The 23,951-nt window shown below is 63.9% G+C and carries 25 protein-coding genes; 17 read left to right on the top strand and 8 right to left on the bottom strand.

Annotation, left to right across the window (positions count from 1 at the left end; translation table 11 throughout):
* Window positions 1-107 precede the first annotated feature (107 nt).
* From AAFP05_RS11845 to AAFP05_RS11820, 6 genes are all read left to right on the top strand, one after another.
* On the top strand, window positions 108-986 hold the full coding sequence (locus AAFP05_RS11845; RefSeq protein WP_341730076.1) for a type II secretion system F family protein: 879 nt from the start codon (window positions 108-110) through the stop codon (window positions 984-986).
* The gene (locus tag AAFP05_RS11840; protein ID WP_341730075.1) at window positions 979-1,890 is read left to right on the top strand and encodes a hypothetical protein; all 912 of its coding nucleotides are present in this window, start codon (window positions 979-981) and stop codon (window positions 1,888-1,890) included. Before AAFP05_RS11845 ends, AAFP05_RS11840 begins: the two co-directional genes overlap by 8 nt.
* Before the next feature lie 75 nt (window positions 1,891-1,965).
* Window positions 1,966-2,193, top strand: coding sequence for a hypothetical protein (locus AAFP05_RS11835; protein WP_341730074.1), 228 nt, complete (start codon window positions 1,966-1,968; stop codon window positions 2,191-2,193).
* A gap of 25 nt (window positions 2,194-2,218) precedes the next feature.
* The gene (locus tag AAFP05_RS11830; protein WP_341730073.1) at window positions 2,219-2,554 is read left to right on the top strand and encodes a TadE/TadG family type IV pilus assembly protein; all 336 of its coding nucleotides are present in this window, start codon (window positions 2,219-2,221) and stop codon (window positions 2,552-2,554) included.
* A complete protein-coding gene (locus AAFP05_RS11825) occupies window positions 2,554-2,982 on the top strand; it encodes a TadE/TadG family type IV pilus assembly protein (protein ID WP_341730072.1) in 429 nt (142 codons plus the stop codon). Before AAFP05_RS11830 ends, AAFP05_RS11825 begins: the two co-directional genes overlap by 1 nt.
* Window positions 2,979-5,678: a LysM peptidoglycan-binding domain-containing protein gene (locus AAFP05_RS11820; RefSeq protein WP_341730071.1), complete on the top strand. Its 2,700-nt coding sequence runs from the start codon at window positions 2,979-2,981 to the stop codon at window positions 5,676-5,678. Before AAFP05_RS11825 ends, AAFP05_RS11820 begins: the two co-directional genes overlap by 4 nt.
* Before the next feature lie 13 nt (window positions 5,679-5,691).
* On the opposite strand, the gene AAFP05_RS11815 is transcribed toward AAFP05_RS11820, so the two are convergent.
* Window positions 5,692-7,014: an MFS transporter gene (locus AAFP05_RS11815; RefSeq protein WP_341730070.1), complete on the bottom strand. Its 1,323-nt coding sequence runs from the start codon at window positions 7,012-7,014 to the stop codon at window positions 5,692-5,694.
* Between the two features lie 153 nt (window positions 7,015-7,167).
* On the opposite strand from AAFP05_RS11815, the gene AAFP05_RS11810 reads away from it, so the two are divergent.
* The 8 genes from AAFP05_RS11810 (at window position 7,168) to AAFP05_RS11775 (ending at window position 15,190) form a co-directional block, all read left to right on the top strand.
* The gene (locus AAFP05_RS11810) at window positions 7,168-7,611 is read left to right on the top strand and encodes a hypothetical protein (RefSeq protein WP_341730069.1); all 444 of its coding nucleotides are present in this window, start codon (window positions 7,168-7,170) and stop codon (window positions 7,609-7,611) included.
* A gap of 431 nt (window positions 7,612-8,042) precedes the next feature.
* Window positions 8,043-9,092: a TRAP transporter substrate-binding protein gene (locus tag AAFP05_RS11805; protein WP_341730068.1), complete on the top strand. Its 1,050-nt coding sequence runs from the start codon at window positions 8,043-8,045 to the stop codon at window positions 9,090-9,092.
* A 342-nt stretch (window positions 9,093-9,434) separates the two neighbouring features.
* Window positions 9,435-10,475, top strand: a complete 1,041-nt coding sequence (locus AAFP05_RS11800; protein ID WP_341730067.1) for a TRAP transporter substrate-binding protein — start codon at window positions 9,435-9,437, stop codon at window positions 10,473-10,475.
* A gap of 159 nt (window positions 10,476-10,634) precedes the next feature.
* Window positions 10,635-11,165: a TRAP transporter small permease gene (locus tag AAFP05_RS11795; RefSeq protein WP_341730066.1), complete on the top strand. Its 531-nt coding sequence runs from the start codon at window positions 10,635-10,637 to the stop codon at window positions 11,163-11,165.
* A 2-nt stretch (window positions 11,166-11,167) separates the two neighbouring features.
* Complete coding sequence (locus AAFP05_RS11790) at window positions 11,168-12,481, top strand: TRAP transporter large permease (RefSeq protein ID WP_341730065.1); 1,314 nt, start codon at window positions 11,168-11,170, stop codon at window positions 12,479-12,481.
* Between the two features lie 26 nt (window positions 12,482-12,507).
* Window positions 12,508-13,530: an L-idonate 5-dehydrogenase gene (locus AAFP05_RS11785; protein ID WP_341730064.1), complete on the top strand. Its 1,023-nt coding sequence runs from the start codon at window positions 12,508-12,510 to the stop codon at window positions 13,528-13,530.
* A 42-nt stretch (window positions 13,531-13,572) separates the two neighbouring features.
* Window positions 13,573-14,355 (top strand): IclR family transcriptional regulator, encoded by a 783-nt coding sequence (locus tag AAFP05_RS11780; protein WP_341730063.1) that lies wholly within the window; start codon window positions 13,573-13,575, stop codon window positions 14,353-14,355.
* A 79-nt stretch (window positions 14,356-14,434) separates the two neighbouring features.
* Complete coding sequence (locus AAFP05_RS11775; protein WP_341730062.1) at window positions 14,435-15,190, top strand: SDR family oxidoreductase; 756 nt, start codon at window positions 14,435-14,437, stop codon at window positions 15,188-15,190.
* Here AAFP05_RS11775 and AAFP05_RS11770 read toward each other — a convergent pair.
* Both AAFP05_RS11770 and AAFP05_RS11765 read right to left on the bottom strand, forming a co-directional pair.
* Window positions 15,187-15,843: a response regulator transcription factor gene (locus AAFP05_RS11770; RefSeq protein ID WP_341730061.1), complete on the bottom strand. Its 657-nt coding sequence runs from the start codon at window positions 15,841-15,843 to the stop codon at window positions 15,187-15,189. The genes AAFP05_RS11775 and AAFP05_RS11770 overlap by 4 nt on opposite strands.
* A 43-nt stretch (window positions 15,844-15,886) precedes the next feature.
* On the bottom strand, window positions 15,887-17,224 hold the full coding sequence (locus tag AAFP05_RS11765; RefSeq protein ID WP_341730060.1) for a sensor histidine kinase: 1,338 nt from the start codon (window positions 17,222-17,224) through the stop codon (window positions 15,887-15,889).
* A gap of 175 nt (window positions 17,225-17,399) precedes the next feature.
* Between AAFP05_RS11765 and AAFP05_RS11760 the strand changes: the two genes are divergently transcribed.
* Window positions 17,400-19,259, top strand: a complete 1,860-nt coding sequence (locus AAFP05_RS11760; RefSeq protein ID WP_341730059.1) for a hypothetical protein — start codon at window positions 17,400-17,402, stop codon at window positions 19,257-19,259.
* Window positions 19,260-19,317: 58 nt separating this feature from the next.
* On the opposite strand, the gene AAFP05_RS11755 is transcribed toward AAFP05_RS11760, so the two are convergent.
* A complete protein-coding gene (locus tag AAFP05_RS11755; RefSeq protein ID WP_341730058.1) occupies window positions 19,318-19,443 on the bottom strand; it encodes a DLW-39 family protein in 126 nt (41 codons plus the stop codon).
* A gap of 197 nt (window positions 19,444-19,640) precedes the next feature.
* On the opposite strand from AAFP05_RS11755, the gene AAFP05_RS11750 reads away from it, so the two are divergent.
* Window positions 19,641-20,090: an HIT family protein gene (locus tag AAFP05_RS11750; protein WP_341730057.1), complete on the top strand. Its 450-nt coding sequence runs from the start codon at window positions 19,641-19,643 to the stop codon at window positions 20,088-20,090.
* Window positions 20,091-20,191: 101 nt separating this feature from the next.
* Window positions 20,192-21,505, top strand: coding sequence for a hypothetical protein (locus tag AAFP05_RS11745; protein WP_341730056.1), 1,314 nt, complete (start codon window positions 20,192-20,194; stop codon window positions 21,503-21,505).
* Window positions 21,506-21,529: 24 nt separating this feature from the next.
* Here AAFP05_RS11745 and AAFP05_RS11740 read toward each other — a convergent pair whose 3' ends face one another.
* The 4 genes from AAFP05_RS11740 to AAFP05_RS11725 form a co-directional block, all read right to left on the bottom strand.
* Complete coding sequence (locus AAFP05_RS11740; protein WP_341730055.1) at window positions 21,530-22,144, bottom strand: GyrI-like domain-containing protein; 615 nt, start codon at window positions 22,142-22,144, stop codon at window positions 21,530-21,532.
* Window positions 22,144-22,953, bottom strand: coding sequence for an HAD family hydrolase (locus AAFP05_RS11735; protein WP_341730054.1), 810 nt, complete (start codon window positions 22,951-22,953; stop codon window positions 22,144-22,146). Before AAFP05_RS11735 ends, AAFP05_RS11740 begins: the two co-directional genes overlap by 1 nt.
* A 101-nt stretch (window positions 22,954-23,054) precedes the next feature.
* The gene (locus tag AAFP05_RS11730; protein ID WP_341730053.1) at window positions 23,055-23,660 is read right to left on the bottom strand and encodes a response regulator transcription factor; all 606 of its coding nucleotides are present in this window, start codon (window positions 23,658-23,660) and stop codon (window positions 23,055-23,057) included.
* 13 nt (window positions 23,661-23,673) lie between these two features.
* Window positions 23,674-23,951, bottom strand: a 278-nt coding sequence (locus AAFP05_RS11725; protein WP_341730052.1) for an ATP-binding protein, incomplete at its 5' end; no start/stop codon positions are given.

Raw genomic sequence — 23,951 nt, 5'->3', positions numbered from 1 at the left:
CGGCCGGTCACCCACCTGTCGTATCAGGCCGACGAGCAAGGACGAGCGCTGCGACTGCAGCCGAGCGCCGAACTGCTCGGGGAGTTGCGAGCCTTTCGGGGGCAAGCATGAGCGCAGGATATGCCGCGATCGCCGCTGCCATGATCATCGCCGGGATCTTCACCGCCATCGTTGGCCTGCTGCCTGTGGACTCGGCCGCCGAGCGAAGCATCAGCCTGGGCATTCGGGCGCGACACCGTTGGCGTGGTATCCCGAAGCCGATGCGCTGGCGACTTGGAGCGGGCCTGACCCTGGGGGTTGTCGTCCTGGCGTTCACGGGCTTCGCTCCGGGAGTGCTGCTGGTGCCGGCGTTGATCGCCGTGCTGCCCGAATTGCTGCGCGCGCAGCGGCAGCCCGAAATCGAGATGTTGGAGGCTTTGGACCGCTGGATTCGGGTACTGACCGCATCGGTGCGCACTGGGAAGTCGGTGCCGCAGGCATTGCGGTCCACGATCAGCCAGGCCCCTCCGCTGCTCGCCGACGCATTGCGGGGCCTGGTCATGCGGTTGGACGACCGCTGGACGCTGCGCGACGGCCTGCAGCAGGTGGCAGACGAACTCGACTCGGCAGACGCAGACTCGGTGCTGGCCGCACTGATCCTGGTTGGTGAACGCGGTGGCGTGGGAGCATCGACCACCCTGCAGGCGCTCAGCGACAGCATTCAGGACCGGCTACGTGCGATCCGCGAGATTGCGGCCGAACGCGCCAAGCCACAGTTCGTCGTACGGCAGGTGACGCTGATCACTTTGGGCTCGGTGGCTGCCGGTTTGGTTTTCGCGCCCGGCTACTTTCAATCGTTCACCACGCCACTAGGGCAGCTGCTGATGCTCGTGCTGAGCGCCTGCTACCTCGGCTCGCTCTATGCCTTGCGCCGGATCGCGACGCCTCGCAGGCGCGAACGCATCCTGATCCGATTGCACCCGCTGGAGGTGAATGCTGATGCCTGATGCTCTGTTCGCGTCCGCTCTGGTAGCTGCTGCCGTCATCGCGGTAGGTGGTTGGATCGTTGTCTGCGCACTGTTGCCCCGCTGCGTCCGCCTGGACGATGCCCTGTGCGTACTGGCGACCGAGGGTCCGGAAGCGGCTGTCGCGCCGGGCCCGATGCTGGTTGCCGACGGCACCTCGCGGCTCGAGCTGCTGGGCGCGTGGTGTTATCAGCATGGTCGACTGCCGCTGTCGGCGACCACCGCCCGCCTACTGATGCTGACCGGACGCACGGTCGGCGACTATTTCTGCAACAAGCTCGTGTTGGCTGCGGCCGGGCTGTTGCTGCCGTGGCTCCTCGCTCTTGCGATCCGGCCGCTGACCGGCACCGTTGGCTCGTTGCCGGCGATATTCGGCCTGGCCGCCGCCGTATTGGGGTGGTTCTGGCCGGATCTCGCGATGCGCTCGGTGCAGTCTCAGACTAACGCGGACGCTGACGAGGCCCTCAACACCTATTTCGATCTCGTCGTGCTTGAGCGACTGGCGAACCTGTCGGCCACTCAATCGTTGGAAGCAGCCGCAAGGCTCTCCGATATTCCTATATTCGTCCGTATATCGGCTGCGCTAGATGAGGCAAGACTTCAGCAGAGACCACCATGGAACGACCTGTACCGGCTGTCTCGCGAGCTTGAATTGCCCTCGATCGCCGACATGGCCGACATCATGCGGCTGGACGATCAAGGAGCCGCCCTCGCCGAGGTGCTGAGCTCGCGGGCCAAGGAATTGAGAGACGCCCATCTGATGCACGAACGCACCCGCGCACATCAGGTGAGCGAGCGAATGACCTTGTGGATGTCAATTCCAGTGATCATCTTCGCGCTGATCTTCCTCATCCCGCCGCTGCTGAAGATCGCCGGAGCAGGCTGATCACCGGACCACTCACACCGTTCGCACACACCAATACCCAACTCCGCAGACACCCACACCCAACTAGGAGGACCAATGGACAATCTGGAAGTGGCCCGGTCGTACCAAGGCCGCGTCCGCCGCCTGCTGCATCTCAGCGTCGGGACCATCTCGGCATGGCGGTCTGCGGTCAGGCGCGACGAGCGAGGGCTTTCGCAATCGACGGAGAACGCGGTGCTGCTGACCGGAGCGGTCGCCATCGCCCTCACCGTAATCGGATTGGTGGGCGACTATGTCGCCACGAAACTCGGTGAGCTCGGCTGATCGGCGCCCGGGCAGCAGCCGAGGAATGTCCGGGTCGGTTCAGCTCGCGGTGCTGATGCCTCTGCTGCTCGGCATCATCTTCGCTGTGATCCAGACCAGCATCTGGTTCGCGGGTCGCTCCAGCGCGCAACAGGCCGCCATGGCGGGGGCCGAACGAGCGGCCCTTGCGTCCGGCCTCGCCGATGACGCCGAGCGCGTCAGCATCGATATCGCCGAGCGCGGCGGCCTGCAGTCTGTCGGGGTCAGTGTTCAGCTGCAATCCGATCTGGTGCAGGTCAGGGTCACCGCTCAGGTGCCAGGGCCGCTGCCCGGACCATGGACGACCGTCGAGGCAGCCGCTCAACGGATGAGGGAGGCGTGATGAGATCGCGGTCCGATCGAGGCAGCGCCGTCGTCGAGGTGACGTTGATCGTCCCACTGCTCGTAGCGTTGGTGCTCGGTCTGGCCGGCGCCTGGCGGATCGGCTGGGCGCGTGCCCAGCTGATGGAGGCGGCTTCGTCCGGTGCCCGGGCAGCAACCCTGGCGAGTTCGGCACTGCGGGCCGATCAGCAGGCGACCGCTGCCGTCGAGTTTGATCTGGCCACGGTGAATGTTCATTGCAGCGCGCTGAGCGTGCAGATCGACACCACAGCGTTCGCCAACCCCGCCGGTAATCACGGGACTGTGAGCGCCGATCTCAGCTGCCGGCTCGACTTGGCGGATGTCCTGGTGCCCGGCATGCCCGGCTCGGTACAACTGGACGCTCACGCCAGCGAGGCCCTTGACGTTTTCAGGGAGCGCACGCCATGACAGCCCCAAGAAGAGTTGCTCAGGCCACCGCAGCTGTGCTGATGATCGTGGTGGTCGTCCTCGGCGGAGCCCGGGCGCTGGTCAGGTTCGGGCACCTCTCCATCTTCTGGACGATCAGCTGGTCCGAGGCCGTGACCCGGCCGGACGACGGCGCCCTGCTGCTGGGCCTGATCACCTTGATCGGATGGATCGCCTGGGCATCGGTCGTGTTGTCGTTCGTGAGCGAAGCGCTGGCCGCAGCGACCGGGCAGCAGCGGCGATTGAAGTTCCCGGGCAGCGAGCTGCTGGCACCGGTGACTGCCGTGCTGATCGCAGCTGTCGCCGGATTGCTGACGGGCGCAGCGGCGGGCGCGCTACCCGAGCACACCGGCACCGCTCATCTCGAGCCGGTCCCCGTTCCGCAGGCGCTGCTGGTCGATGCCGTGCGCCCCCCGGACCCCGGCGATGCCGCTAGCCAAGGCGAAGATCGGGGAATGCGCATGCATCTGGTCCAGCCTGGGGACGATTTGTGGTCGTTGGCGGAGCAATACTACGGCGAGGGCGCAAAGTGGCGGATGATCGCAGCGGCCAACCACACCTCACTGCTGATATCCACCGATCACCTCGAGCCCGGGATGATGCTCGCGATCCCCGAGCCGGACACAGAGCCGACCGGGCCGACCATCGTCGTGCAGCCCGGACAGACACTGAGCGAGCTGTCCGCCGAATACCTGGGCGACCCCGCCCGCTGGCCCGATCTGGTGTCCGCCAACCTCGGCGTCATCACCGATCCGGATCTCATCGATGCAGGCTGGCGCCTGCGGCTGCCCCCTGCGCCGACCCAGGTGGCACCAACCGGTGACACCTCGAACGCAGCCTCCGCACCTGAGCCGCAAACCCGAGACGATCACGGTCAGCCCGGCGCGCCCCCCTCGGGTCTGGAGCCTTGCCCGGTTCTTGGCGCCGGCAATGGTCAGGACGCCGACGCGGAGCATCCGGCGCAGCCGGGCACGAAGGCCGATTCGGACCAGCCGAGTCTGCAAGCAGGCTTCATTGCGCTCGGCGCCGCCGCTACCACCGCGTTGGCGAGCGTCTTCTTCCTTCGGCGGCGACAGCAGTTGGCCAAGCGTCCGCTCGGGCATGCAGTCCCCAGGCTGCCAGCAGACGGCCGTCGAGCGGGCATCATGCTGGCGCACGCGGCACGCATCGCGCCCGCATCCGCCCCACCGGTGGGGGCAATCATCGATCATCCAGCGGCCGAGCGCGGCGAAACCGAGATCGTGCTCGGAGTGCTGGGCAGCCCGGCCGCCGATTGGCCGGACGGTGAGCTGTGCTGCGATGTCGAGAGCGAGCAGGTCAGCTGGCTTCATGGCCAAGACGAGCACACGGTGGGCATGGCCACCGCTATGGCGTTGGCGCTGACCGCGTCACCTGCCACCCAGGTGATCGTGGCGGGCGCGAGCTTCGGCTGGCTGGCCGATCTCGATGAGCCGCGGCTCGAGGTGCGCTCGAGCGTCGAGGACGCGTGCCGGTGGTTCGACGATCTGGCCGCCCGACGGACGGCGAACCGCGACCCGGATGCGTCATTGGTTCGGCTGCGGGCCGATCCGCTGCTCTGCGAGGCTTGGTCACCGGTCGTGCTGGTCGTTGATGCAGCCCCCGCCCGGCTGCCCCGCAGATTCAGCGGTCTGGGGCTCAGCATGATCATCTGCGCCGGTGATGTCCGGCCGGCCGACGGCTCGTCTGCGATCACGGTGAAAGCCGACCAAGCCGTCTATCTTCCGACCGGCGAGATCTTCGTGCCTCACCGGGTGAACGGCTCGGCGCGCCGAGCGTTGCGCGAGATCTTCGAGGTGGCTGCGGCCACCGAGTACCCCGTGGCTGATTGGTGGGCCACCTATGAAACGGCTGGGCTGCCGATCGTGCTGCCGACGGCCATCCGGCCGGTACCTGTGGAAGGAGGCACGGTGTCGCCTTTGGCCACAGCCGAGCATCCTGTGGTGAAACTGCTCGGCACGATTGAGTTGATCGGGGCCCGCGGCGCGCCCCCACCACGTGCGATCAAGCAATGCGTCGAATACTGCGCCTGGTTGCTGGAGAACCCCGGCGGCACGGCCGTCATGATGTCGGACGACCTGATGGTCGCCGAGGCCACCCGGCGGTCGAACATGAGCCGATTGCGCAACTGGCTCGGTGCGGACGACAACGATGCCGCCTATCTGCCGGATGCCTATTCGGGGCACATCGCACTGCACCCGGGGATCACCTCGGACTGGGAGCATCTGCAAAGTCTCGTCGGTGGGGGTGTGAATCGCATAGCCAGCGCCTCCTTGGTGCACGCCCTCGAACTGGTGCGGGGCACCCCGCTGGCCGATGCGGCGCCGGGTCAGTGGCACTGGGCCGAGCAGCTACGTCATGACATGGTGTCAACCATCACCGATATTGCCGTGGTATTGGCCCGGCGTGCTTTGAAGGCGGGGGATCTGGATTCGGCGCAGTGGGCGATCGAGAAAGGTCTCGCTTCGGGATCTGAGGACGAGAATCTCGCCGCTGCGCAGATTCAATTGGCGCATCTGCAAGACGACGATGCCCTGGTCGACCGGTTGGTCATGCAACTCACCCGCAGAACGCGTTGCCTGGGTATCGATCTTTCGGACGAAACGGTGACGCTGTTGCAGGAGGTGGTGGAAGGTCGGGCCCGGCTGCGCCGAGCGTGATGAAACCCGGTTGCTAGCTGGACTTGGCGGCCACGGCGCCACGCTGATAGCCCTCGGACTCCGAACTGGTCAGGCTGAAGACCACCGCGCAGGCAGCGAAAATTCCCGCCAGCCCAACGAAGAACGGCACCGAATGCCCATCGAAGGGCAAGAGGGCCGCCGCGATCACCGCACCCACGACATAGCCGAGATTGTTGATGATGTCGTAGACCACCATGACCCGGCCGCGAACATCATCGTCGATATGAGCTTGCACCACCGCGTCGGCGCAGATCTTCACCGATTGAAGGCACAGACCGAGCACGAATCCTGCGATCAGCAGGCCAGGACGAACCAGCAGGCTTCCGGGCATCAGCTGCACGACCGCCGCCGCCGCGAAGGCGACGATCATCGTCCGGCGCACCCCGATAACAGCCGAGGCCGGGCTCGCGACCAAGCCGGACAGCGCAAACCCGGCTCCCGAGACGAGGAACCAGGCACCCATCTCGATCATCACGCGCTCCAGATCGGCGTCCGAACCGAAGTAGTGGCGATAGAGAACGATGATGGCAGTCATCAACGCGCCATATCCCAATCGGGCGAAGAAGACCATGATCATCGACAGTGCGGCGGCGCGTTTGCGCGCGATCTCGCGTCCGGCATCGGTGAGCCCGCTGAAGACCTGTGCCCAGGTGGTCACCGGTGCACCGGTCTGGGGTCCGAGCTGGTTGCGTCCGAAACCAAGTGCGGCCGCCGCAGCACCGATGAAGAGCAGCGAGGCGATCAAGAAGACCAAACCGTCGGCCCAGTTCGAGGGGAGCAACCGCGCAGCTGCCAGCCGGACCACTCCTGCCAGCGCCCCACCGACCATTCCGGACAGTGGGCCGAGCATCGGCATGATGGCCGAGGCATTCAGGTATTCGTCGGAGTCGATGGTCAGTGGCATGCCCGCGCTCAGGCCGGCGATCTGAAGCCGGTTCAGGCTGAGCGTGATCAGCAGTAGGACCATCAAGGCGGCCTGCCAGGTCACCCCGGTATGCCCTGTCATCACCATCGCGGTCATGGCCAGCGCCAGCATCATCCTTGCCAGGTCGCAGCCGATGACAATCCGCTGGCGCGAGTGCCGGTCCAGGATCGGACTGACGAAGGGTCCGACCACCGAGAACGGCAGCATGACCAGCGCGATCACGGCCGCCACCGCCCAGGCATTGGGCTGCGATTGAGGACTGAAGAGCAGATAGGTCGCCATGCCGACCTGGACCACCGCATCTCCGCCTTGCGACAGCCCACGTACGATGACCAGCCGCCGGAATCCGGCGTGACGCATCAGTCGAGCCAGCCGGCGAAGGGCATCCATGATGAACCATGGTACGAGATGGTCGCCTCTTGACCCTATTGAAGACCGGCGCGCACCCGAGTGCTGCTGCAACGTTTGTGCTTTGCTGGCCAGCGCGATCACCAAACGCTCGTGTCTTGCCGGCGCGCGCGGTAAGGTCAAAGGGTGCCCGAGATGAGTCACGATGATGTGACCGCAAGCAAGCCTGACGTGCCAGTGACATCCCGCCGTGAGGACGCACTGCTGCGTGAAGCGTTCGCGAGCGCAGCGGCCGAGAGTGAAGCTTGGGAGGCGCAGCAGCTGATCGACGAGTTCATCGCGCAGGCCCAGCGCGCCGGCATTGAGCCAGAACCGCTACGGATGCACTTGTCGGGCGGCGGAACCGCGCGAACCGACAAATTCGGGTGGTACATCAAGGTCGATCAGACGGTGGCTATCGGCAGCGACGGCAGCTACTACCAGTTGAGCATGCCCGGCGGGTTGAAAGAACGGCTGTCGGGTGTGCGGTTGAGTCCCAACCAGCCTTCGCTTCAGGTCAGCAAAGGCGGACGCGATGGCGAATCCGGAGACTTGGCTGATTTCCTGACCAGGCGGCTGAGACACGATCTCGGACACTGAGCGAAGAAGGACTCCAGTGGCACCGGTGCCTTGGAGAAGCGCCAGGGGGCTGATAGTCACCCCTACCAACCCCCTGGGCCATCTAAGAGGGAAATATAGCCGGGTGATGTTGTGGTAACGAAACCGGCGAACCCCGGTTGCCTCCTTGTTGCCTGATGGTTATCGAATTGTGTCCAAAGACCCGAGTGGTGGCCATGAGGGGGGCCCAAACGGCAGGATAACGATTCGGTCTCGTCGGTTGCCGGGTTGCCAGGGTTCCTTGACCCGTTTCAGAGGGCATTCATAAACTCCAAATAGCCGAGCTGAGCTCACGCCCATTGCGCCAGTTCATCGCACGAGATTGATCTTCGGCCTCGAAGCCGAGTGCCCGAGTGGCGCGACCACCGTCTGGTTGCTCCACCGCAATACCCAAACATCAAGGAGGAACAACCGTGAAGTTGTCCAAGGTGATTCTGACCGGCGCTGTCGGTCTCATGTCGCTGAGTCTTGCCGCCTGTGGCGGCGGCTCGAGCAGCGGCTCCAGCAGTGCTGGCGGCGGCGGGAGCCAGACCGTCTTCAAGCTAGCCTTCAACCAGACCGAAGATCACCCGCAGTACGCGGCGGGCGTGGCTCTGGGCGAGAAGCTCGAAGAGGCCACCGATGGCCGTTACTCGGTGAAGGTCTACCCGAATGAGCAGTTGGGTGGCCAGGCCGATGTCATTCAGAACCTGTCGAACGGCACCGTCGAACTGATGTGGGTCGGCGCTCCCGTGCTCGAGGGCTTCAACTCGGACTTCGTCGTGTTCAACCTTCCGTACATGTTCGATTCCACCGAGGCTCAGGGCGCTGTGCTGTCCGACACGGAGGCGCTCGACCCGCTGTACCACTCGATCGAGGACTCCAAGTCGATCACCGTGCTCACCGGTGTGAACGCCGGCACGCGCAACGTGTACAACAGCAAGCACCCGGTCGTGACCCCGGCCGATCTGCAGGGTATGAAGATTCGTGTGCAGCAGTCGGATTCACAGGTTGCGATGATCGAAGCGATGGGTGCGATCGCTTCACCGATGAACCAGGGCGATGTCTACTCTGCGCTGCAGACCGGCGTTCTCGACGGCGCCGAGAACAACGAGGTGACCTGGGACGCGCTGAAGCAGAGCGAGGTGGCGAAGTACTACTCCTACACCAAGCACCTGATGCTTCCCGACTACCTGCTGATCAGCACCAAGGCGCTCGAGAAGATGAGCGACGAGGATCAGGCAGCTCTGCTGGAGATCATTCCCGAGGTGCAGAAGATCGCCAATGACGGATTCGCCGACTTCACGGAAAAGTCCATCGAGCACGCGACCTCCATCGGTGCGCAGTTCAACGACGATGTCGATGTTGCTGCATTCAAGGCCCTGGTGCAGCCGTTGGTCGAGTCGAACGTCAATGAGAACGAGACTCGCAAGCAGCTCTACCAAGTGGTTCAGGAGGCGAACGCCGCCAACCCGGCCAAGTGAGATCTGCCGCTCACGCGGCTGACCATCGATAGAGCCATCGCCACCATCAGCGGATCCGGGCCCCAAGCGGAGCCCGGATCCGCTGTCGTCAAGGAGCCCGGCAGCTGTACGACGCTGCGACCGCGTCTCCAAGATCACAATCTGATCTTTTTTGTTGCCTGGTTGCCACCCCCTCTTGACCCTGAAAGCGCCCGGTTCTTAGACTCCGTTTCGTCAGGCTGAACGCTGTTTGGTTTGACGAACACCTGCATCGTCGAGATTGGTGGGCTTCGAACCGGCAGTGACGGCCGACTCGAGGTCCGCAAACGTCGCATTGCCTGTCTGCAAGAAAGGACATCAACAATGAAGTTGTCAAAGCTGGTACTGACCGGCGCGATTGGGCTCGTGTCGCTCAGCCTGGCTGCCTGTGGCGGCGGTTCCAGTAGCGATTCCAGTGGTGGCGGCGGTAGCAAGACCGTCTTCAAGCTGGCCTTCAATCAGACCGAGGAGCATCCGCAGTACAAGGCCGCCGTTGACTTCGGAAAGAAGCTTGAGGAAGCCACCGATGGCCGTTACTCGGTGAAGGTCTACCCGAACGAGCAGCTGGGCACGCAGTCGGATGTCGTCCAGAACCTCTCGAACGGCACAGTCGAGATGATGTACATCGGCGGCCCCGTGATGGAGGGCTTCAACTCCGATTTCATCGTCTACAACCTGCCCTATATGTTCGCCGGCTACGACGCTCAGCAGGCGATCTTCAACGACGACGAACTCAACAAAGACCTCTTCAGTTCGATTGAGGAATCCAAGAACATCACAGTGCTTTCCGCGCTGTATGCCGGCGTCCGCAATGTCTACAACAGCAAGCACGCGGTCACGACTCCTGCGGACCTGCAAGGCCTGAAGGTGCGCGTGCAGCAGTCGGATTCGCAGGTCGCCATGATCGAGGCCATGGGTGCAATCGCTTCCCCGATGGGTCAAGGCGATGTCTACTCCGCGCTGCAGACCGGCGTTCTGGATGGTGCCGAGAACAACGAGACCGTCTACCACTCGCTCAAGCACGACGAGGTCGCGAAGTTCTACTCGTACACCAAGCACCTGATGATCCCTGATTACCTGCTGATCAGCACCCAGGCCTTGAACAAGATGGACGATACCGATCGTGAGGCCTTCCTCGGGCTGATTCCCGAGCTGCGCGAAGAGGCCAACACCGGCTTCCTCGACTTCGCCAAGGAGTCTCGGACCGCTTCCGAGGCAGCTGGTGCGGCCTTCAACGAAGACGTCGACGTTGCAGCCTTCAAGGCGCTTGTGCAGCCGATGGTCGAGTCGTCCGTCACCGCGAATGACGTTCGCAAGAAGCTCTACGAAGCCGTCCAGAAGGCCAATGAGGCGAACCCGTCCTAGTCGGCTGGATGACTACGCGCAATGCGCGGATAGCTGAGGACTTTCTTCGCCTATCCGCGCATTGGGCAGCCGGGACACAGGTCCTGCTTGACCGCTCGGACGCGACGCCTGTGGCCTCGGTATCTTCACCTATAACCAACATATAAAAAGGCTCTGCGCATGAAAGCTCTTAGTGGATTTCAGCGCGTGATCGATGCGATTTTGAGATGGTTTTGTATCGTGTTGTTCGCGGCGCTTGTCGTTCTGGTTGTGTATCAGGTAGTCATTCGTTCTTTTGGTGGCGGTAACGCGTGGACCGAAGCGATGGCTCGAATCATCTTTATCTGGCAGGGGATTATCGGTGCAGCGTATGTCATCGGTGAGAACGATGACGTGGCGATCGACTTCTTGGTGCGCAAATTCCCGGCTGTGGTGGTGAAGTTCTTCGAGGTGCTGGCGCACTCGATCGTCGGCTTCTTCGCCGTGTGGATCATGATCTTGGGCGGCTGGGAACTAGCATCGTCCGCGTTTGATCAGACCGTCGAACTGTTGCCGTTCTCCCAGGGTCAGATCTACATGATCTTGCCGTTGTCCGGCGTGCTTATCACGATCTACTGCATCCTGCACATCATCAAGGCGGTCACCTCCGAGGTGAAGATCGTGGCGGACGAGGACATTGATCTGGCGGCTATCCAGGAAGAGGGCATCTGATTATGAGTGACGCAGCACTGGTTGCCCTGATCTTGGTAGTAGGCATGTTCGCCCTGATGGCTATCGGGGTGTCGGTATCGGTATCGATCGGTCTGCCTTCGGCGATCTGTCTGGTGATATTGATGGGCCCGGATTCGGGTATCTTCACTTCGGCACAGAAGATCTACAACGGTGTCGACTCGTTCGCACTGCTGGCGATCCCGTTGTTCGTCTTGGCCGGCGCGATCATGAACCAAGGCGGTATCGCCTCGAGGCTGATCGATTTCGCGAAGGCGTTGGTCGGGCCGATGCCTGGTGCCCTCGCCCAAACGAACGTGCTCGCGAACATGCTGTTCGGGTCGATCTCCGGATCGGCGCTGGCCGGCGCTTCGGCTGTCGGCGCGATCATGAGCCCCGAAGAAGAACGCGACGGCTACGACATGAGTTTCGCTGCCGCAGTCAATATCGCATCTGCCCCGTCGGGCATGCTGATTCCCCCGTCGAACACGATCATCGTCTACGCCCTGGTCTCCCAGGCGTCGGTCGGCGCGTTGTTCCTCGCCGGATACATTCCCGGCATTCTGTGGGGCCTGACCTGCATGGTCTTGGTGTGGTGGTACGCCCGCAAGCGCCCCGAACTCCGCGGTGCCGGGTTCCCCCCATTCAAAGTCGGACTCCGCGCATTCTGGCGGGCCGTGCCCAGCCTCGGCCTTATCATCGTGGTTATCGGCGGTATCGTCGGCGGTGTCTTCACCGCTACCGAAGGCGCCGCAGTGGCGGTTTCGTACGCGCTGATCCTGTCGCTGATCTACCGGACTGTGAGCGTCCGCGACATTCCCAGGATCTTGCTCGGCGCAACCCGTACAAGCTCTGTGGTCATCTTCCTGATCGGCCTGTCCAGTATCATGAGCTTCGCGATGGTCTTCGCCGACATCCCGAACCTCATCAGCGACTGGCTGACCTCGTTTACGGATTCCTCGTTCGTGTTCCTGCTGATCATGGCCATCGTGCTGCTGATCATCGGTATCCCGCTGGACGCAACACCCGCCGTGCTGATCTTCACACCCATCTTCCTGCCGATCGCTCAAACCTATGGTATTCATCCCGTGCACCTGGGCATCATGATGGTATTCAACATGTGTATCGCGGTCATCTCGCCGCCATCGGCACCCGTATTGTTCGTCGGTGCACGCGTCGCGGGCAAGAAGGTCGAAGATGTCATTCGCCCCCTCATGCCGTTCTTCGGAGCCCTCATCGTCATGCTGCTCATCGTCCAGTACGTACCCGCGCTATCAATGTGGATCCCCACCATGGCCGGCCTCATCGCCCCGGCATAAGCAGCTCTTGAGCAGAGGAGAAGCCAATGAAGGCCGTATATATCAAGTCCAAGGAAGATCTCGAAATCGCCGAGGTCCCGGTTCCGGAGCCGGGTCCGGGCCAAGTGCGCCTCAAGGTCGCCTATGTGGGTATCTGTGGTTCTGATTTGCACTATTACTTCAACGGTGCCAATGGCACCTTCATAGTGCGCGAGCCATTGATCCCCGGTCATGAGATGTCTGGTTATATCGATCTGGATCCCGCCGGGGAATGGGCCCCCGGAACTCCGGTGACCGTGCATCCGGCGACCTTCGGACCCGATCAGCCGGGCATGGCGGACCTGCGTCATCTGCGTCCGGGCGGTTCGTACCTGGGTAGTGCGTCCACGTGGCCGCACACTCAGGGTGCGATGGCCGAGTTCATGCTGGTCGGACGCGACATGGTGCGCGTGCTGCCGGCTGGGCTGTCGGTGCGCAATGCCGCGCTTGCGGAGCCCTTGGGCGTGGTGCTGCACGGCATCAAGATGGCCGGTGATCTGACCGGGCTCAGTGTGCTGGTCTCCGGGTCGGGTCCAATCGGTTTGCTGGCCGGCTTCGCCGCCAAACAGCGTGGTGCCGCGAGAGTCAGCTTCTCCGACGTACTTGACGGCCCGCTGGATCGCGCCAAGCAGGTCGGCGCGGACGAGGTCATCAATGTGGCCAAGGAAGCCCTCCCCGAGAACGCCTATGACGTGATCCTGGAATGCTCGGCGGCCGCCCCCGCGGTCAACGGCTGCATGAAGGCGATCAAGCCACGCGGACGCATCGCTCAGATCGGTATGTTCCCCGGCACCCCGGTGTCGGTCGAGCTGGCGGCTCTCGGCCAGAAGGAGATCACCTGGATCGGTACCTTCCGCTTCGATACCGAGGTGGACGAGGCCATCGAGATGATCGCTGCTGCTCCGTCGGTGGCTGAAGTCATCACCCATGTGATCGCCGTCGACGAAGCAACCGAGGCCTTCGCTGTGGCGAAGAACTCGGAGATCTCCGGCAAGGTGCTTGTGAAGCTGGATGGTGGGGTCGAGGCATGATCTGCGCTCGCGTCGGCAAGGCTCGAAAGTAAGACCGTCGCGATGAGTAGTGCATCGGTCGTCGTGCCACCGCGCGGGTCCCCTTCGGTGTCCCGCGCGGTGGCCATCTTGAACTTGATCGCCCAGCGCCCCGGCGGATGGTCGTTGACCCAGATTGCATCCAGTCTGGGATTGGCGAAGTCATCTGCGCTGACCATCTTGACCTCCTTGGAGGCCGCTGGCATGGTCACCCGGACGGAGCACTTCTACGATCTGGATATCGGTGTTCTGACGCCCGCCGGAGGCTTCTTGCGCGGCTCGGATTCGATCACCCAGTTCAAGCGCCAGATCGTGGCGTCCGAGCTGCTGTCCGGTGAACTCGCCCACCTCGCGGTGCTGGCGGGCAGAGAGGTCACCTATATCGCCCGTCACGTCGGCCGTGAGCCGTTGCCGGTGACCGCCGGAGTGGGGGATCGTTTTCCGGCCTCGATCACGGCTGTCGGTGTCGCGCTGCTGGCGCAACTGACCGACGATCAGATCGTGGACTTGTACGGCGATCTAGAGAGGTTTCCGCGCTGGTCGGCGCGGTCGACTGCCGATCTGCCCCATCTGTTGAGCAAGTTGCGCGAGACCCGCGAAGCGGGGTACTCCGTCGATGACGGCGAGACGTATCCCAGTGTCTTCGCCTACGGGTTGATCGTGCACCGCGTGGGCAACCACGCTCAGGATTTCTCCATGAGCGTGTCATTGCTCCGCGATGACCTCACGCCGAAGCGACAGGCACAGGCGCTGGAGGAGCTGATGGGCGTCCGGGATGCCTTGGAGGCGGGCAACGATCTGCGCTGAGGAGGCCGGGATGCCGGACCTTCTCGGCGGGAACGCATCGGACCTATCGGAGGGTCCTAAGTCACACGGGAGGCATTTCATGAGTTCAGCATTCGACATCGCAGGCCAGACCGCGGTGGTCACCGGAGGAGGACGCGGGCTCGGGCTGGGCATCACGACCGCGCTGCTGGATGCCGGGGTAGCCGTGCACGTGCTCTCCAGGCGTCCGCCCGACGAGCGCATCATCGAGCAGGCCGCAGAGAACGGACGCAGGCTCGTCCACCACGAGCTCGACCTATCCGACCGTGCCGCGCTGCCCCGGCTGGCCGAGCGGATCCTGGCCGACGAGGAGATCGACATTCTCGTCAACAACGCCGGCACGCAGGAGCGTCATCCGGCGGTCGAGTTTCCGCTGGAGTCTTTCGACCGGGTGATCGACATCAACCTGCGCTCGGTCTTCCAGGCGTGTCAGCTCTTCGGCGCCCCGATGGTGGAGCGCGGCCGAGGCAAGATCATCAACATCGCCTCGATGCTCAGCTTCCAGGGCGGTCTCAACGTGTCGGCCTACGCCGCGTCCAAGGGTGGCGTCGCTCAGCTCACCAAGGCGCTGTGCAACGAGTGGGCACCGAGCGGGGTCAACGTGAACGCGATCGCCCCCGGGTATATGGATACCGAGATGAACACTGCGCTGGTCGCCGATCCGGTACGCAGCGAGCAGATCATGGTGCGGATCCCCGCGGCGCGGTGGGGCAACGGCGAAGACATCGGCAACGTCGCGGTCTTCCTGGCCTCGGGAGCCGCCGACTACATTCACGGCCAGATCATTGCGGTGGACGGCGGCTGGCTGGCCCGCTAGACCAGCCCGGTCTCGAAAGCGATCAGAACCAGATTGACCCGGTCCCGGGCGCCCAGCTTCGACAGCAGGCGTCCGACATGGGTCTTCACGGTGCCTTCGGCCATGAAGAGGTTGGCGGCTATCTCGGCGTTGGTGGCACCCTTGGCGATCTCCACGAGCACCTCGCGCTCGCGATCGGTCAGCACGTCCAGACGGGGATCTTGACGTCCGGGAACGTCGGGCAGTCGCGGCACCACATGTTCGAGCAACCTGCGGGTGGCGCTGGGCGCGACCACGGCCTCTCCGGCCGCGACCGAGCGAATCGCGTTCAGCAGATCGTCGGGACGAGCGTCCTTGAGCATGAAACCGGAAGCTCCGGCCTTGAGGGCGGCGAAGACGTATTCGTCGAGGTCAAAGGTTGTGAGCACCAGCACCTTGGTGGGCAGGCCGGCGGCGGCGATGCGACGGGTCGCCTCGACTCCGTCCATCTCGGGCATCCGGATATCCATCAGCACAACATCGGCCGGGTTGGCGGTCAATGCCGTCAAGGCCCCGAGGCCGTTGGTGGCCTCGCCGATCACGGTCATGTCGTCCTCGGCGTCGATGAGCATCCGAAATCCGCTGCGAACCAGGGACTGGTCGTCGGCCAGGAAAACTGTCAGGGATTCGGTCATTTCGTCTCACCGTTCTGTCGGCGTCTCCCGGCGCTCGAATACGTCATTGCGGCGCGCTGCTTCTCGTCGCGCCCTTGCCCCATTCTTGCCCATCCCGAGATGCTTTTGCGCCCGCCTTGGTGGCCAGGGGCAGCGTTGCTCGTACCACCCAGCCGCCCGGCCGGGTGGGTTTGGCCGTCAATTTGCCACCCATCGCACTCACCCGCTCCTGCATGCCTTGAAGCCCGAACCCGGATCCCTCCAGCGAGATCGCAGGCTCACTGTCGGCCGGATCGTGCGGGTCGGGAGAGTTGGCCACTTCGATGCTGATGATGGTCGGCTGATAGATCAGCGCCACGGTCGCCCTCGAGCTGGGGCCGCCGTGTTTCAGGAAGTTCGTCAGCCCTTCTTGAACCACCCGGTAGACGGTCACCCCGAGTGCCGGGCTGACGGTTGGCTGGGTGCCGGTCACCGACAACTGGACGCGGTCGCCCGCCTTGGCGACCATCGCCGGAATATCCGAGAGGCCAGGTGCGGGCTGGAATTCGGCAGGCTGCGAATCGTCCGGATCGGCCCGCAACACTCCGACGATGCGGCGCATCTCGGCGAGCGCCTCGCGCCCGGTCTCGGAGATTGTTTCGAGTGCTTCGATCGCCGCGTCCGGGTGTTTGCGAGCCTGTGCCTTGCCGCCATCGGCCTGCACGATCATCACCGACAGCGAATGGGCAACCACGTCATGAAGCTCGCGGGCGATGTCGGTACGTACCCTTGCCTCGATCATCCGGGTCTGCTGTTCGTGCTTGACGAGGTCGGATTCGTAGCGCTCGCGCGCGGCCCATTCGCGTTCGTGCCTGGCGACCACGGTCTCCCGATCGCGGCGGCCGAGCAGATAGGGAGTGACAGTCCAGGCCAGACACAAGGCGATCAAAGGTGCGACGATCGGAAGCAGTTCTGGATTCACGGAGCCGATCGGGTCGTCGGTCGACCAGCGGACCGGACCGATGATCGATCCGGCACCTCCGGCCAAGACGATCAACCGCGATTCGTGTCCGTCCACCCAGCGGGCCACCGAGTAGCTCGCTATCGGGATGGCTATCAGCGCCCAGGTCGGGGTGGGGACGAGGACCACCTGGGCGAGGCCGCCAAGCGAGATCAGGCCGGTCATGACCAATGGATGAGTCCGGCGTAGGGCCAGTGGCAGCACGATCGCGATCGAGGTGAGCACCGACGCCAGGTAGTACGGACTCCTGGGCCCACGGCCCACCAGATCTCCCCAGAATGCGGCGCAGCCGGTCAGCACAATCGCCACGGCCAGATCGATACGCCAGATGCTGCTCCGCAGTGCGTCAACGGGACCATCCTCAAGAGCCATGCCGGCTTCGGTGACTTGGTCGCGCTGCACTTCTCCAGGATAGAGACCCTCCCCGTGGGCGCAATCGCGGCAACCCGGCTGTGCGCTGACGGCGACGGTCTGGAAGGATGTCCTGAGTAAGATCCTGACGAAGAATCAACGCAGCGACAGTTCTTTGGAGGGTGTCAAAACCAAAGGGCCGCCTCCACCGTGGTTAGGACTGTCAATGGCCGTTCGGTCTGCCGACCAGCGTCAGCCGACGCCTTGGCCGCGATTCGGTTCTGGTGGCTTGGAAGCGCCCTATGTCAGGCGTCTCGTCGACTTCATGAATGCGCGCCTCTATATGGCCGATCACCGTGCGTTGTTGCTGCTCAAGTGCATGATATCGAGCGATCTTCCGGGTCATCTGCAAGATCAGGCGAGCGAGGCGATTCTCGCCTTCCGCTACTCGATGCTCGAAGCGGGCAGCGATTCGATGACATTGTGGACGGAGAACCACCAGGTGACCGCCGCTGCCGCCGAGTATCTTGCCGGGCAGCTCTTTCCCGGCCGTATCTTCAGCAATGATGGGCGTTCGGGCGCCCGGCATCAGCGGGCGGCTCAGGCGCAGCTGATGATCTGGCTCTCGGACCGTTTCCGGTTCGGCTTCAGCGAGTGGCTGTCGAGTACCTGTCTTGCCTACGATCTCGCCGCGCTCGCGCTGCTGATCGATCATGCCGCCGATGAGGCGCTCGTGGAGCGGGCCAAGATGGTGATGGATATCGGGCTGCTCGATCTCGCGCTGCACAGCTTCAACCGGCGTTTCGCCCCGTCGATGGGACGCGCGCACGCTGAACAGGTCATGCACCCCGAAGCCGCCGAGATAGCACCGATCTGGCACAGCGCGTTCGGGCAGTCCCCTGAGCTCGAGATCGACAAACTCACCAGCCTCTTCGTGGCTCGCGAAAAATACCAGGTACCGGAAGCGATCTTTGAGCTCGCAACCGCTCAGCCGGTGCGCCGGGTGCTGAGTTCGCAAGGTCTGGACGTGGACGAGGTACGCGACGAGTTGCGCCGGCACCCGTTTCACCCGCGTAGCCAGAGTCTCGATCTGATCCGGTTCTGGTGGGGACAGCAGGCCATCACGACCCCGGAGACGATCGTCGACTCGGCCCGCGCGATGCGCGTCTTCGAACTTCAGGACTCCCGGATCCTTGCACCCATGCGCCGCTACCTGAAGATGCCGAATCCGATGCTCATCTCGACCTTGCGCACGCTCAATCCGATCACCAGCGGCAAGGCCCTGAACCGCGCAAATGTGCAGACCATCAGCACCAGCAACTATCTGTTGAGCAGCGTGCAGCGCTACCAACCGGGCGGTTTCGGTGACCAGCAGCACGTCTGGCACGCCTCACTGCGCGGCAACATCGAAGTCTTCGGAAATCACCCCGGGTCGACTCAGCTGCATCAGGAGAACCGGCCTCCCACCCCGAGCCACTGGGTGGGCAACGGTATCAATCCGGATCTCGCCCAGCATCACAATGTGCTCCTCGCACAGTACGACCTGCGCGGGCGCAAGGGCCGCTTCGAGGGGCCGCGTCAGGAACTGGTGCACATCCATTTCCCGTTCGTGCTCTTCGACCAGACCAGGCTGGGCGCCAATTGGGTGGCCGGACGCAGGGGTCGCGGATACATAGGCATTCTCGGCACGCACCGGTTCGAACTGATCAGCGAGACGGAGCTCGTCCAGCGGGGCCAGCGCACCGGCTACGCGGTACTGGTCGGCGACGAGGAGGAGTACACCTCGTTCGCGTTCTTCTTGGAGCAACTCAAGCAGTACCGGCTGCGGTTGAGTGGCGATCATCTCACGCTCACGAGCCCGTTGGGCCGCTTCGATCTGACCTGGGGCAAGGACTTCAAGGTCAACGGTCATGTCATCGACTGCCAGTATCCGCGCTATGAGGCCCCTGGCGTCCAGGTGCCGCGAAATCCGGACGAGATCGAGGTGATCGGCTCCGGGCATGCGCTCCGGCTCGAATGGGGCGCCGGCATTCGCGAATCAACGGAGATGTTGCGCGATAGCAGAGTCTACGACGATATTGACTAGGAGCTAGAGATCTCTAGATATGTCTAGCGACTCCGACATCTGACACGTGTCGGCACCCTCAGATCTCGTCGGTGGCGGCCGCCCATAGCTCCGCCTCCGCGCGGTTGCGGCGATAGCCTTGCCAGGCGAGGAACCCCCAGGCAAGTGCGGCGGTGGCCAGGATCGTGAGCAGTGGTCGCTTCATGGCCTCCAGAGTAGTTCGGTGCCGAGGTGGCGGCCCTGGCCTGCGCATCATCCACCGCTCCACGCACAGCGAGCCACGGCGTTTTCCACAGCGCTTCTCCACATATCCACAGGCTGCGGCGTTTTCCACAGCCGGATCGGAAAGATCCGGTGCGGAAGCCACTCGGCATCTCGGCGTCAACGTGCCAGCATTGAGACATGTCGACCATCTTCACCAAGATCATCAGCGGCGAGTTCTCGGGCATGTTCGCGTGGGCGGACGAACTCTGCGTGGTTTTCGCCACCATCGAACCGATCAGCGATGGGCACGTGCTTGTCGTGCCGCGCGAAGAGATCGTCTCGTTCACCGAGGCGGCCGACGACCTGCTGGCCCACCTGATGAAAGTTGCCGCGATCATCGGCCGTGCCCAGGAGGAGGCCTTCGAGGGATCGCGGGCCGCACTGATCATTGCCGGCTTCGACGTGCCGCACCTGCACCTGCACGTCATCCCGGCCCGAGGTGAGGCCCAGCTGAGCTTCGCAAACGCCAACGGGGACGCCACCCCCGACGAACTGACCGCTGCCACCGAGCGGCTGCGAGAGACGCTGCGCACGCAAGGATATGCGGCCAATATTCCGGTCGAGATCGGGCGCCCGGACCTGGCCTGAGTGGCCGGCAGGACCTCGACTGCGCCTGCGAAACACAAGTGTCACGACCTTGAAACTCGCAGGTGCTTGTTTCAAGGCCAGGCGACAAGGGACTATCGAGCATGTCGCGTTTCCAGGCCCCGGACTGCGTACTGCTCGGCCAGCCCCTCGAACACAGCGGCGCGGGCCCTGCCCGCGCCGCCACTATGACTGTGGGCTGGGGCTACGAGCCGTTGCGCTTCAGCCGCGGACTGCCGATGGCCGGCTTCGCGGCGCGCAAGGATCGCTCGACGGCATCCTTGATTCCCGGCCCCGAAGCCATCGCCGTGGCGCTGGGCGATGAGGTGATCGTCGCTGCGGACGTGATCGGGGTCGATCCGCAGCTGGCCGACACGATCGCCGAGGCGGCGCAGCTTCCGAACCCGGTGATACTCACCGCCACTCACACGCATTCCGGCCCGGGAATCACTCCGGGACGCCTGGGAGACTTCAGCCAGGAGGCCCGCGCGGTGGTCGTAAACGCGGCCGCGACGGCCGCCCGGCGAGCTCTCGATTCGGCGGGCAGCTGCACCGTGGAGTGGCTGGAACCGCAGGTCACCGGCCTGGCACACGATCGCCGCCGCCGCAAGGTCGCATGGGACGCCCACCTGCGTGCACTGCGCTGGAAGTCCGGGGGATACGTGACCGGCTATCTCGTCAGCTATCCCTGCCACCCATCGATCATCGGGCCGGCCAACTCCCATCTATCTCCTGATTACCCCGGATACCTCCGCACCCGGATCCAGGAGGCGACCGGGTGCCCGGTCATCTTTCTCACCGGGGCCGCTGGCAATGTGAATGCCGGCTACCCGGAGCGGTCGTCCGGTCAGCGCTATCACGACCTCGGACGGACGCCCAGCGATGCCGATCTCTTCGGAACCACGCTGGCCGAGACATTGTTGGCCGGACGATGGCAGCCCGTCGATCTGTCGTCGGGGATCTCGGTGAGCAGGACGGAGGTCGACGCCTGCCTGGTGCCGATCGACATCGAGAACACCACAGTGCTCCGCGAGCAGTGGGAACGCCAGTTGCGTTCCGCCGAGGGGGAGAGCCGGGGCATCTTGCAGCGCTGGATCTCGTGGGCCAAGAAGCCGGAGTCGGGTCGTCAATGCAGATACCGGTTGCCGGTGGCCCGGATGCGGCTCGGTGACGTCTCGCTCGCGTTTCTGCCCGGCGAACCGTTTCTGGCGGCCGATCTGGAGTTGAACAGCGCTCCGGGATCTCGGGCGATCGTCGGCGGCTACTACCGCGACACTCCCGGCTACCTACCCGATGCGGCGCAGTACCTGCTCGGTGGCTACGAAGTCACCGACGCGCACCGCTACTACGGGATGCCGGCGCCGTTCGCGCGCGGCACCTTGGAGGCCCTGATAGCTGCCGTACGCGGGTTGCGGTGAGCTCAAGCCAGATCTTGCTCGGATTCAGTGGGCGGCGACCGGCTGGCGCAGGATCGTCCGCAGTCGCTCGGGCGGGGTCCGGCGGAAATCGCTCAGGTAGATCTCGTGGTGACGTCCTGTCGGGGTCAAGCCCTGACCCGGAATGAACTGGTCGTGCAACTCGCGCAGCACCGGGCCCTCATCGTCGAACGGGCCGATGTGCAGGGTCTGAGCGCATAGGCCTTCGTCCAGCGTCTCGAAGCGGACATCGCTCAGCCGGGCCGGCGGATCCTTGGCCGCGACCTGCCCGATCGCGGAGCCGACCGATTCGCGATCGATCCAGTCAGGTGTCATCAGCATCAGCGTCCAATCCCATTGGGCCTTGTCGCCATCCTGGAAGGCGGCCATGTCGTCGGCCCACCAGAGTCCCTCGAGCGGCGGCACGACGTAGTCGCGATCCAGCTGCTGCTTGCTCGCGAACTTCAACTTGAATGCGAGCGGATAGAGGGTCGCGATCGCCTCTTCGAACGCGGGCGCGGTATTCGGATCGCCGTGTCCATCGATCATCAGGTAGTTCATCGGGGGTACCTCAACGAGATCGAAGTGCCCTTTGCGCGCCCGATAGGCCTGAAGACTCTTCTTGAAGTCCGTCTTGTCCATCAGGAATCCCTCCTCCCTGCCAGAAGCTCCTTGATGACCGTCAGCACACCGTACTCATCGTTGGATCCGGTGCTGAAACGTGCTGCCTCGCGGACGGCGTCGACCGCATTGCTCACCGCGTAGCTGAAATAGACCTCGTCCAGCATCTCGATGTCGTTGAAGGTGTCCCCGAAGGCCATCATCTGCTCGGGCCGTAATCCAAGCCGGGATGCCAGGACGCGCAGCGCGGTGCCTTTGGTGACGCCCTGATTCATGATGTCGACCCAGACCGAGCCGCCGATCGTCACGGAGAAGTCATCGTCGTAGCGCGGCCGGTAGAGCCGCTCGCAGAGCTCCTGCGCGTTGCCTTCGGGGAAGTAGACGGTGAATTTGTCGGCATTCGGCGTGATCGCCGTGAGGTCGTCCACAAAGACGAGCTCCGAATAGAAGGTGCGCAGGAAATCTTCGTGCTCCCGGTGAGCGGTGGCCACATACCCGGCGTCCACACCGCAGATGATGGGGATACCCGCGGTCTGCTCGTGGGTGAGTGCGATCATCTCCTGATAGTCGGACGAGGGAAGCAGGCTTTCGAAGAGGGTCTCGCCGTCATGGGTGACGGTGCCGCCGTTGTCGCCGATGTAGGCGAGCCCGGGCCCGCCGGCGGGGAACATCGAGCGAAGCGTGAAGGTTGATCGTCCGCTCGCGGCGACGAAGACGATGCCGGCCTGGTTCAGCGCTTCTACGTAGTCGTGAAATCCCGGTGGTAACTCGCTGGCTTCGGTGAGCAGCGTGTGGTCCATATCGGACGCGATCAAGCGGATGTCTTTCATCGTCGGCTCCTGTGGTCGGCTACCACCTAAAGGTACGTGGTGGATGCGTCTTCTACCTGAGATCTTGCGCGTGGGGGTGACGCGTGCGCTTCCTGGAATTCTCAGAGCCAGCCGTTGGCCTCGGCTTGGCGGACGGCTTCGGCGCTGGTGGTGCAGCCGGTCTTGCGGATGGCACTGGACAGATGGTTGCGGACGGTGCCTTGAGACAGCGAGAGCCTCTTGGCCAGGGTGGAAGCGGGTGCTCCGTCCTGGGCGGCCCGCAGCACCTCCTGCTCTCGTTCGGTGAGCGGATTGGCGCCGTGCGTCAACGACTCGACGGCGAGTTCGGGGTCGACAACCCGAAGCCCCGCATGTACTCGGCGCACCGCATCTGCGAGTTCGGACGCGGGAGTGTCCTTCACCACGAAACCCTGCGCCCCGGCATCCAGGGCGCGGCGCAGATAGCCCGGTCTGCCGAATGTGGTGACGATCAGAGATCGACAATCCGGCAGCGCCGACCGCAATTCGGCCGTCGTCTCGATCCCGCTCAGGCCGGGCATCTCGATGTCGAGCAACGCCACATCGGGACGCGATTCGAGAGCGGCGGCGACCACCTGGTCTCCACGCCCCACCTGCGCCACCACCTCGATATCGGGCTCGAGGTCGAGCAGTGCTGCCAACGCACCGCGCACCAGCGCCTGATCATCGGCCAACAAGATCCTGATCATTGCCCAGTGCCTTTCACAGTGCGACCACGAGCTCAGTGCCACCTGACTCCGGCGTGGTAAGCGTCACCGTGCCGCCGGCCTCCTCAACGCGTTCCCGCAGGCCCCGAAGACCGTTGCCGTCGTGGCTGCCGGTCAGCCCGCGTCCGTCATCGCTGACTTTGACCTGCCGCGAGCCGACTGTAACCGAGCACTCGGTCGCTCCGGAATGCCGCACCACATTGGTGACCGCCTCTCGCACCACCCACGCGAAGAGCACCCGGAAACGGGGGTCGACCCGGGCCACCTCGCCGG

Source organism: Brooklawnia sp. (genome assembly GCF_032229645.1).
Taxonomy (GTDB): domain Bacteria; phylum Actinomycetota; class Actinomycetes; order Propionibacteriales; family Propionibacteriaceae; genus Brooklawnia.
The sequence above is the reverse complement of the archived record's forward strand: the minus strand, read 5'-3'. Positions and strand labels throughout refer to the sequence as shown.

Excerpts from the sequence above, each read along its gene's own strand:
- AAFP05_RS11755 (WP_341730058.1), bottom strand. The coding sequence starts at position 19,443 with ATGAAGCGACCACTGCTCACGATCCTGGCCACCGCCGCACTTGCCTGG.
- AAFP05_RS11840 (WP_341730075.1), top strand. The coding sequence starts at position 979 with ATGCCTGATGCTCTGTTCGCGTCCGCTCTGGTAGCTGCTGCCGTCATC.
- AAFP05_RS11740 (WP_341730055.1), bottom strand. The coding sequence starts at position 22,144 with ATGGACAAGACGGACTTCAAGAAGAGTCTTCAGGCCTATCGGGCGCGC.
- AAFP05_RS11785 (WP_341730064.1), top strand. The coding sequence starts at position 12,508 with ATGAAGGCCGTATATATCAAGTCCAAGGAAGATCTCGAAATCGCCGAG.
- AAFP05_RS11820 (WP_341730071.1), top strand. The coding sequence starts at position 2,979 with ATGACAGCCCCAAGAAGAGTTGCTCAGGCCACCGCAGCTGTGCTGATG.
- AAFP05_RS11780 (WP_341730063.1), top strand. The coding sequence starts at position 13,573 with ATGAGTAGTGCATCGGTCGTCGTGCCACCGCGCGGGTCCCCTTCGGTG.
- AAFP05_RS11750 (WP_341730057.1), top strand. The coding sequence starts at position 19,641 with ATGTCGACCATCTTCACCAAGATCATCAGCGGCGAGTTCTCGGGCATG.
- AAFP05_RS11795 (WP_341730066.1), top strand. The coding sequence starts at position 10,635 with ATGAAAGCTCTTAGTGGATTTCAGCGCGTGATCGATGCGATTTTGAGA.
- AAFP05_RS11810 (WP_341730069.1), top strand. The coding sequence starts at position 7,168 with ATGAGTCACGATGATGTGACCGCAAGCAAGCCTGACGTGCCAGTGACA.
- AAFP05_RS11790 (WP_341730065.1), top strand. The coding sequence starts at position 11,168 with ATGAGTGACGCAGCACTGGTTGCCCTGATCTTGGTAGTAGGCATGTTC.
- AAFP05_RS11835 (WP_341730074.1), top strand. The coding sequence starts at position 1,966 with ATGGACAATCTGGAAGTGGCCCGGTCGTACCAAGGCCGCGTCCGCCGC.
- AAFP05_RS11730 (WP_341730053.1), bottom strand. The coding sequence starts at position 23,660 with ATGATCAGGATCTTGTTGGCCGATGATCAGGCGCTGGTGCGCGGTGCG.
- AAFP05_RS11775 (WP_341730062.1), top strand. The coding sequence starts at position 14,435 with ATGAGTTCAGCATTCGACATCGCAGGCCAGACCGCGGTGGTCACCGGA.
- AAFP05_RS11770 (WP_341730061.1), bottom strand. The coding sequence starts at position 15,843 with ATGACCGAATCCCTGACAGTTTTCCTGGCCGACGACCAGTCCCTGGTT.
- AAFP05_RS11815 (WP_341730070.1), bottom strand. The coding sequence starts at position 7,014 with ATGGATGCCCTTCGCCGGCTGGCTCGACTGATGCGTCACGCCGGATTC.
- AAFP05_RS11760 (WP_341730059.1), top strand. The coding sequence starts at position 17,400 with ATGGCCGTTCGGTCTGCCGACCAGCGTCAGCCGACGCCTTGGCCGCGA.
- AAFP05_RS11800 (WP_341730067.1), top strand. The coding sequence starts at position 9,435 with ATGAAGTTGTCAAAGCTGGTACTGACCGGCGCGATTGGGCTCGTGTCG.
- AAFP05_RS11830 (WP_341730073.1), top strand. The coding sequence starts at position 2,219 with ATGTCCGGGTCGGTTCAGCTCGCGGTGCTGATGCCTCTGCTGCTCGGC.
- AAFP05_RS11735 (WP_341730054.1), bottom strand. The coding sequence starts at position 22,953 with ATGAAAGACATCCGCTTGATCGCGTCCGATATGGACCACACGCTGCTC.
- AAFP05_RS11825 (WP_341730072.1), top strand. The coding sequence starts at position 2,554 with ATGAGATCGCGGTCCGATCGAGGCAGCGCCGTCGTCGAGGTGACGTTG.
- AAFP05_RS11845 (WP_341730076.1), top strand. The coding sequence starts at position 108 with ATGAGCGCAGGATATGCCGCGATCGCCGCTGCCATGATCATCGCCGGG.
- AAFP05_RS11745 (WP_341730056.1), top strand. The coding sequence starts at position 20,192 with ATGTCGCGTTTCCAGGCCCCGGACTGCGTACTGCTCGGCCAGCCCCTC.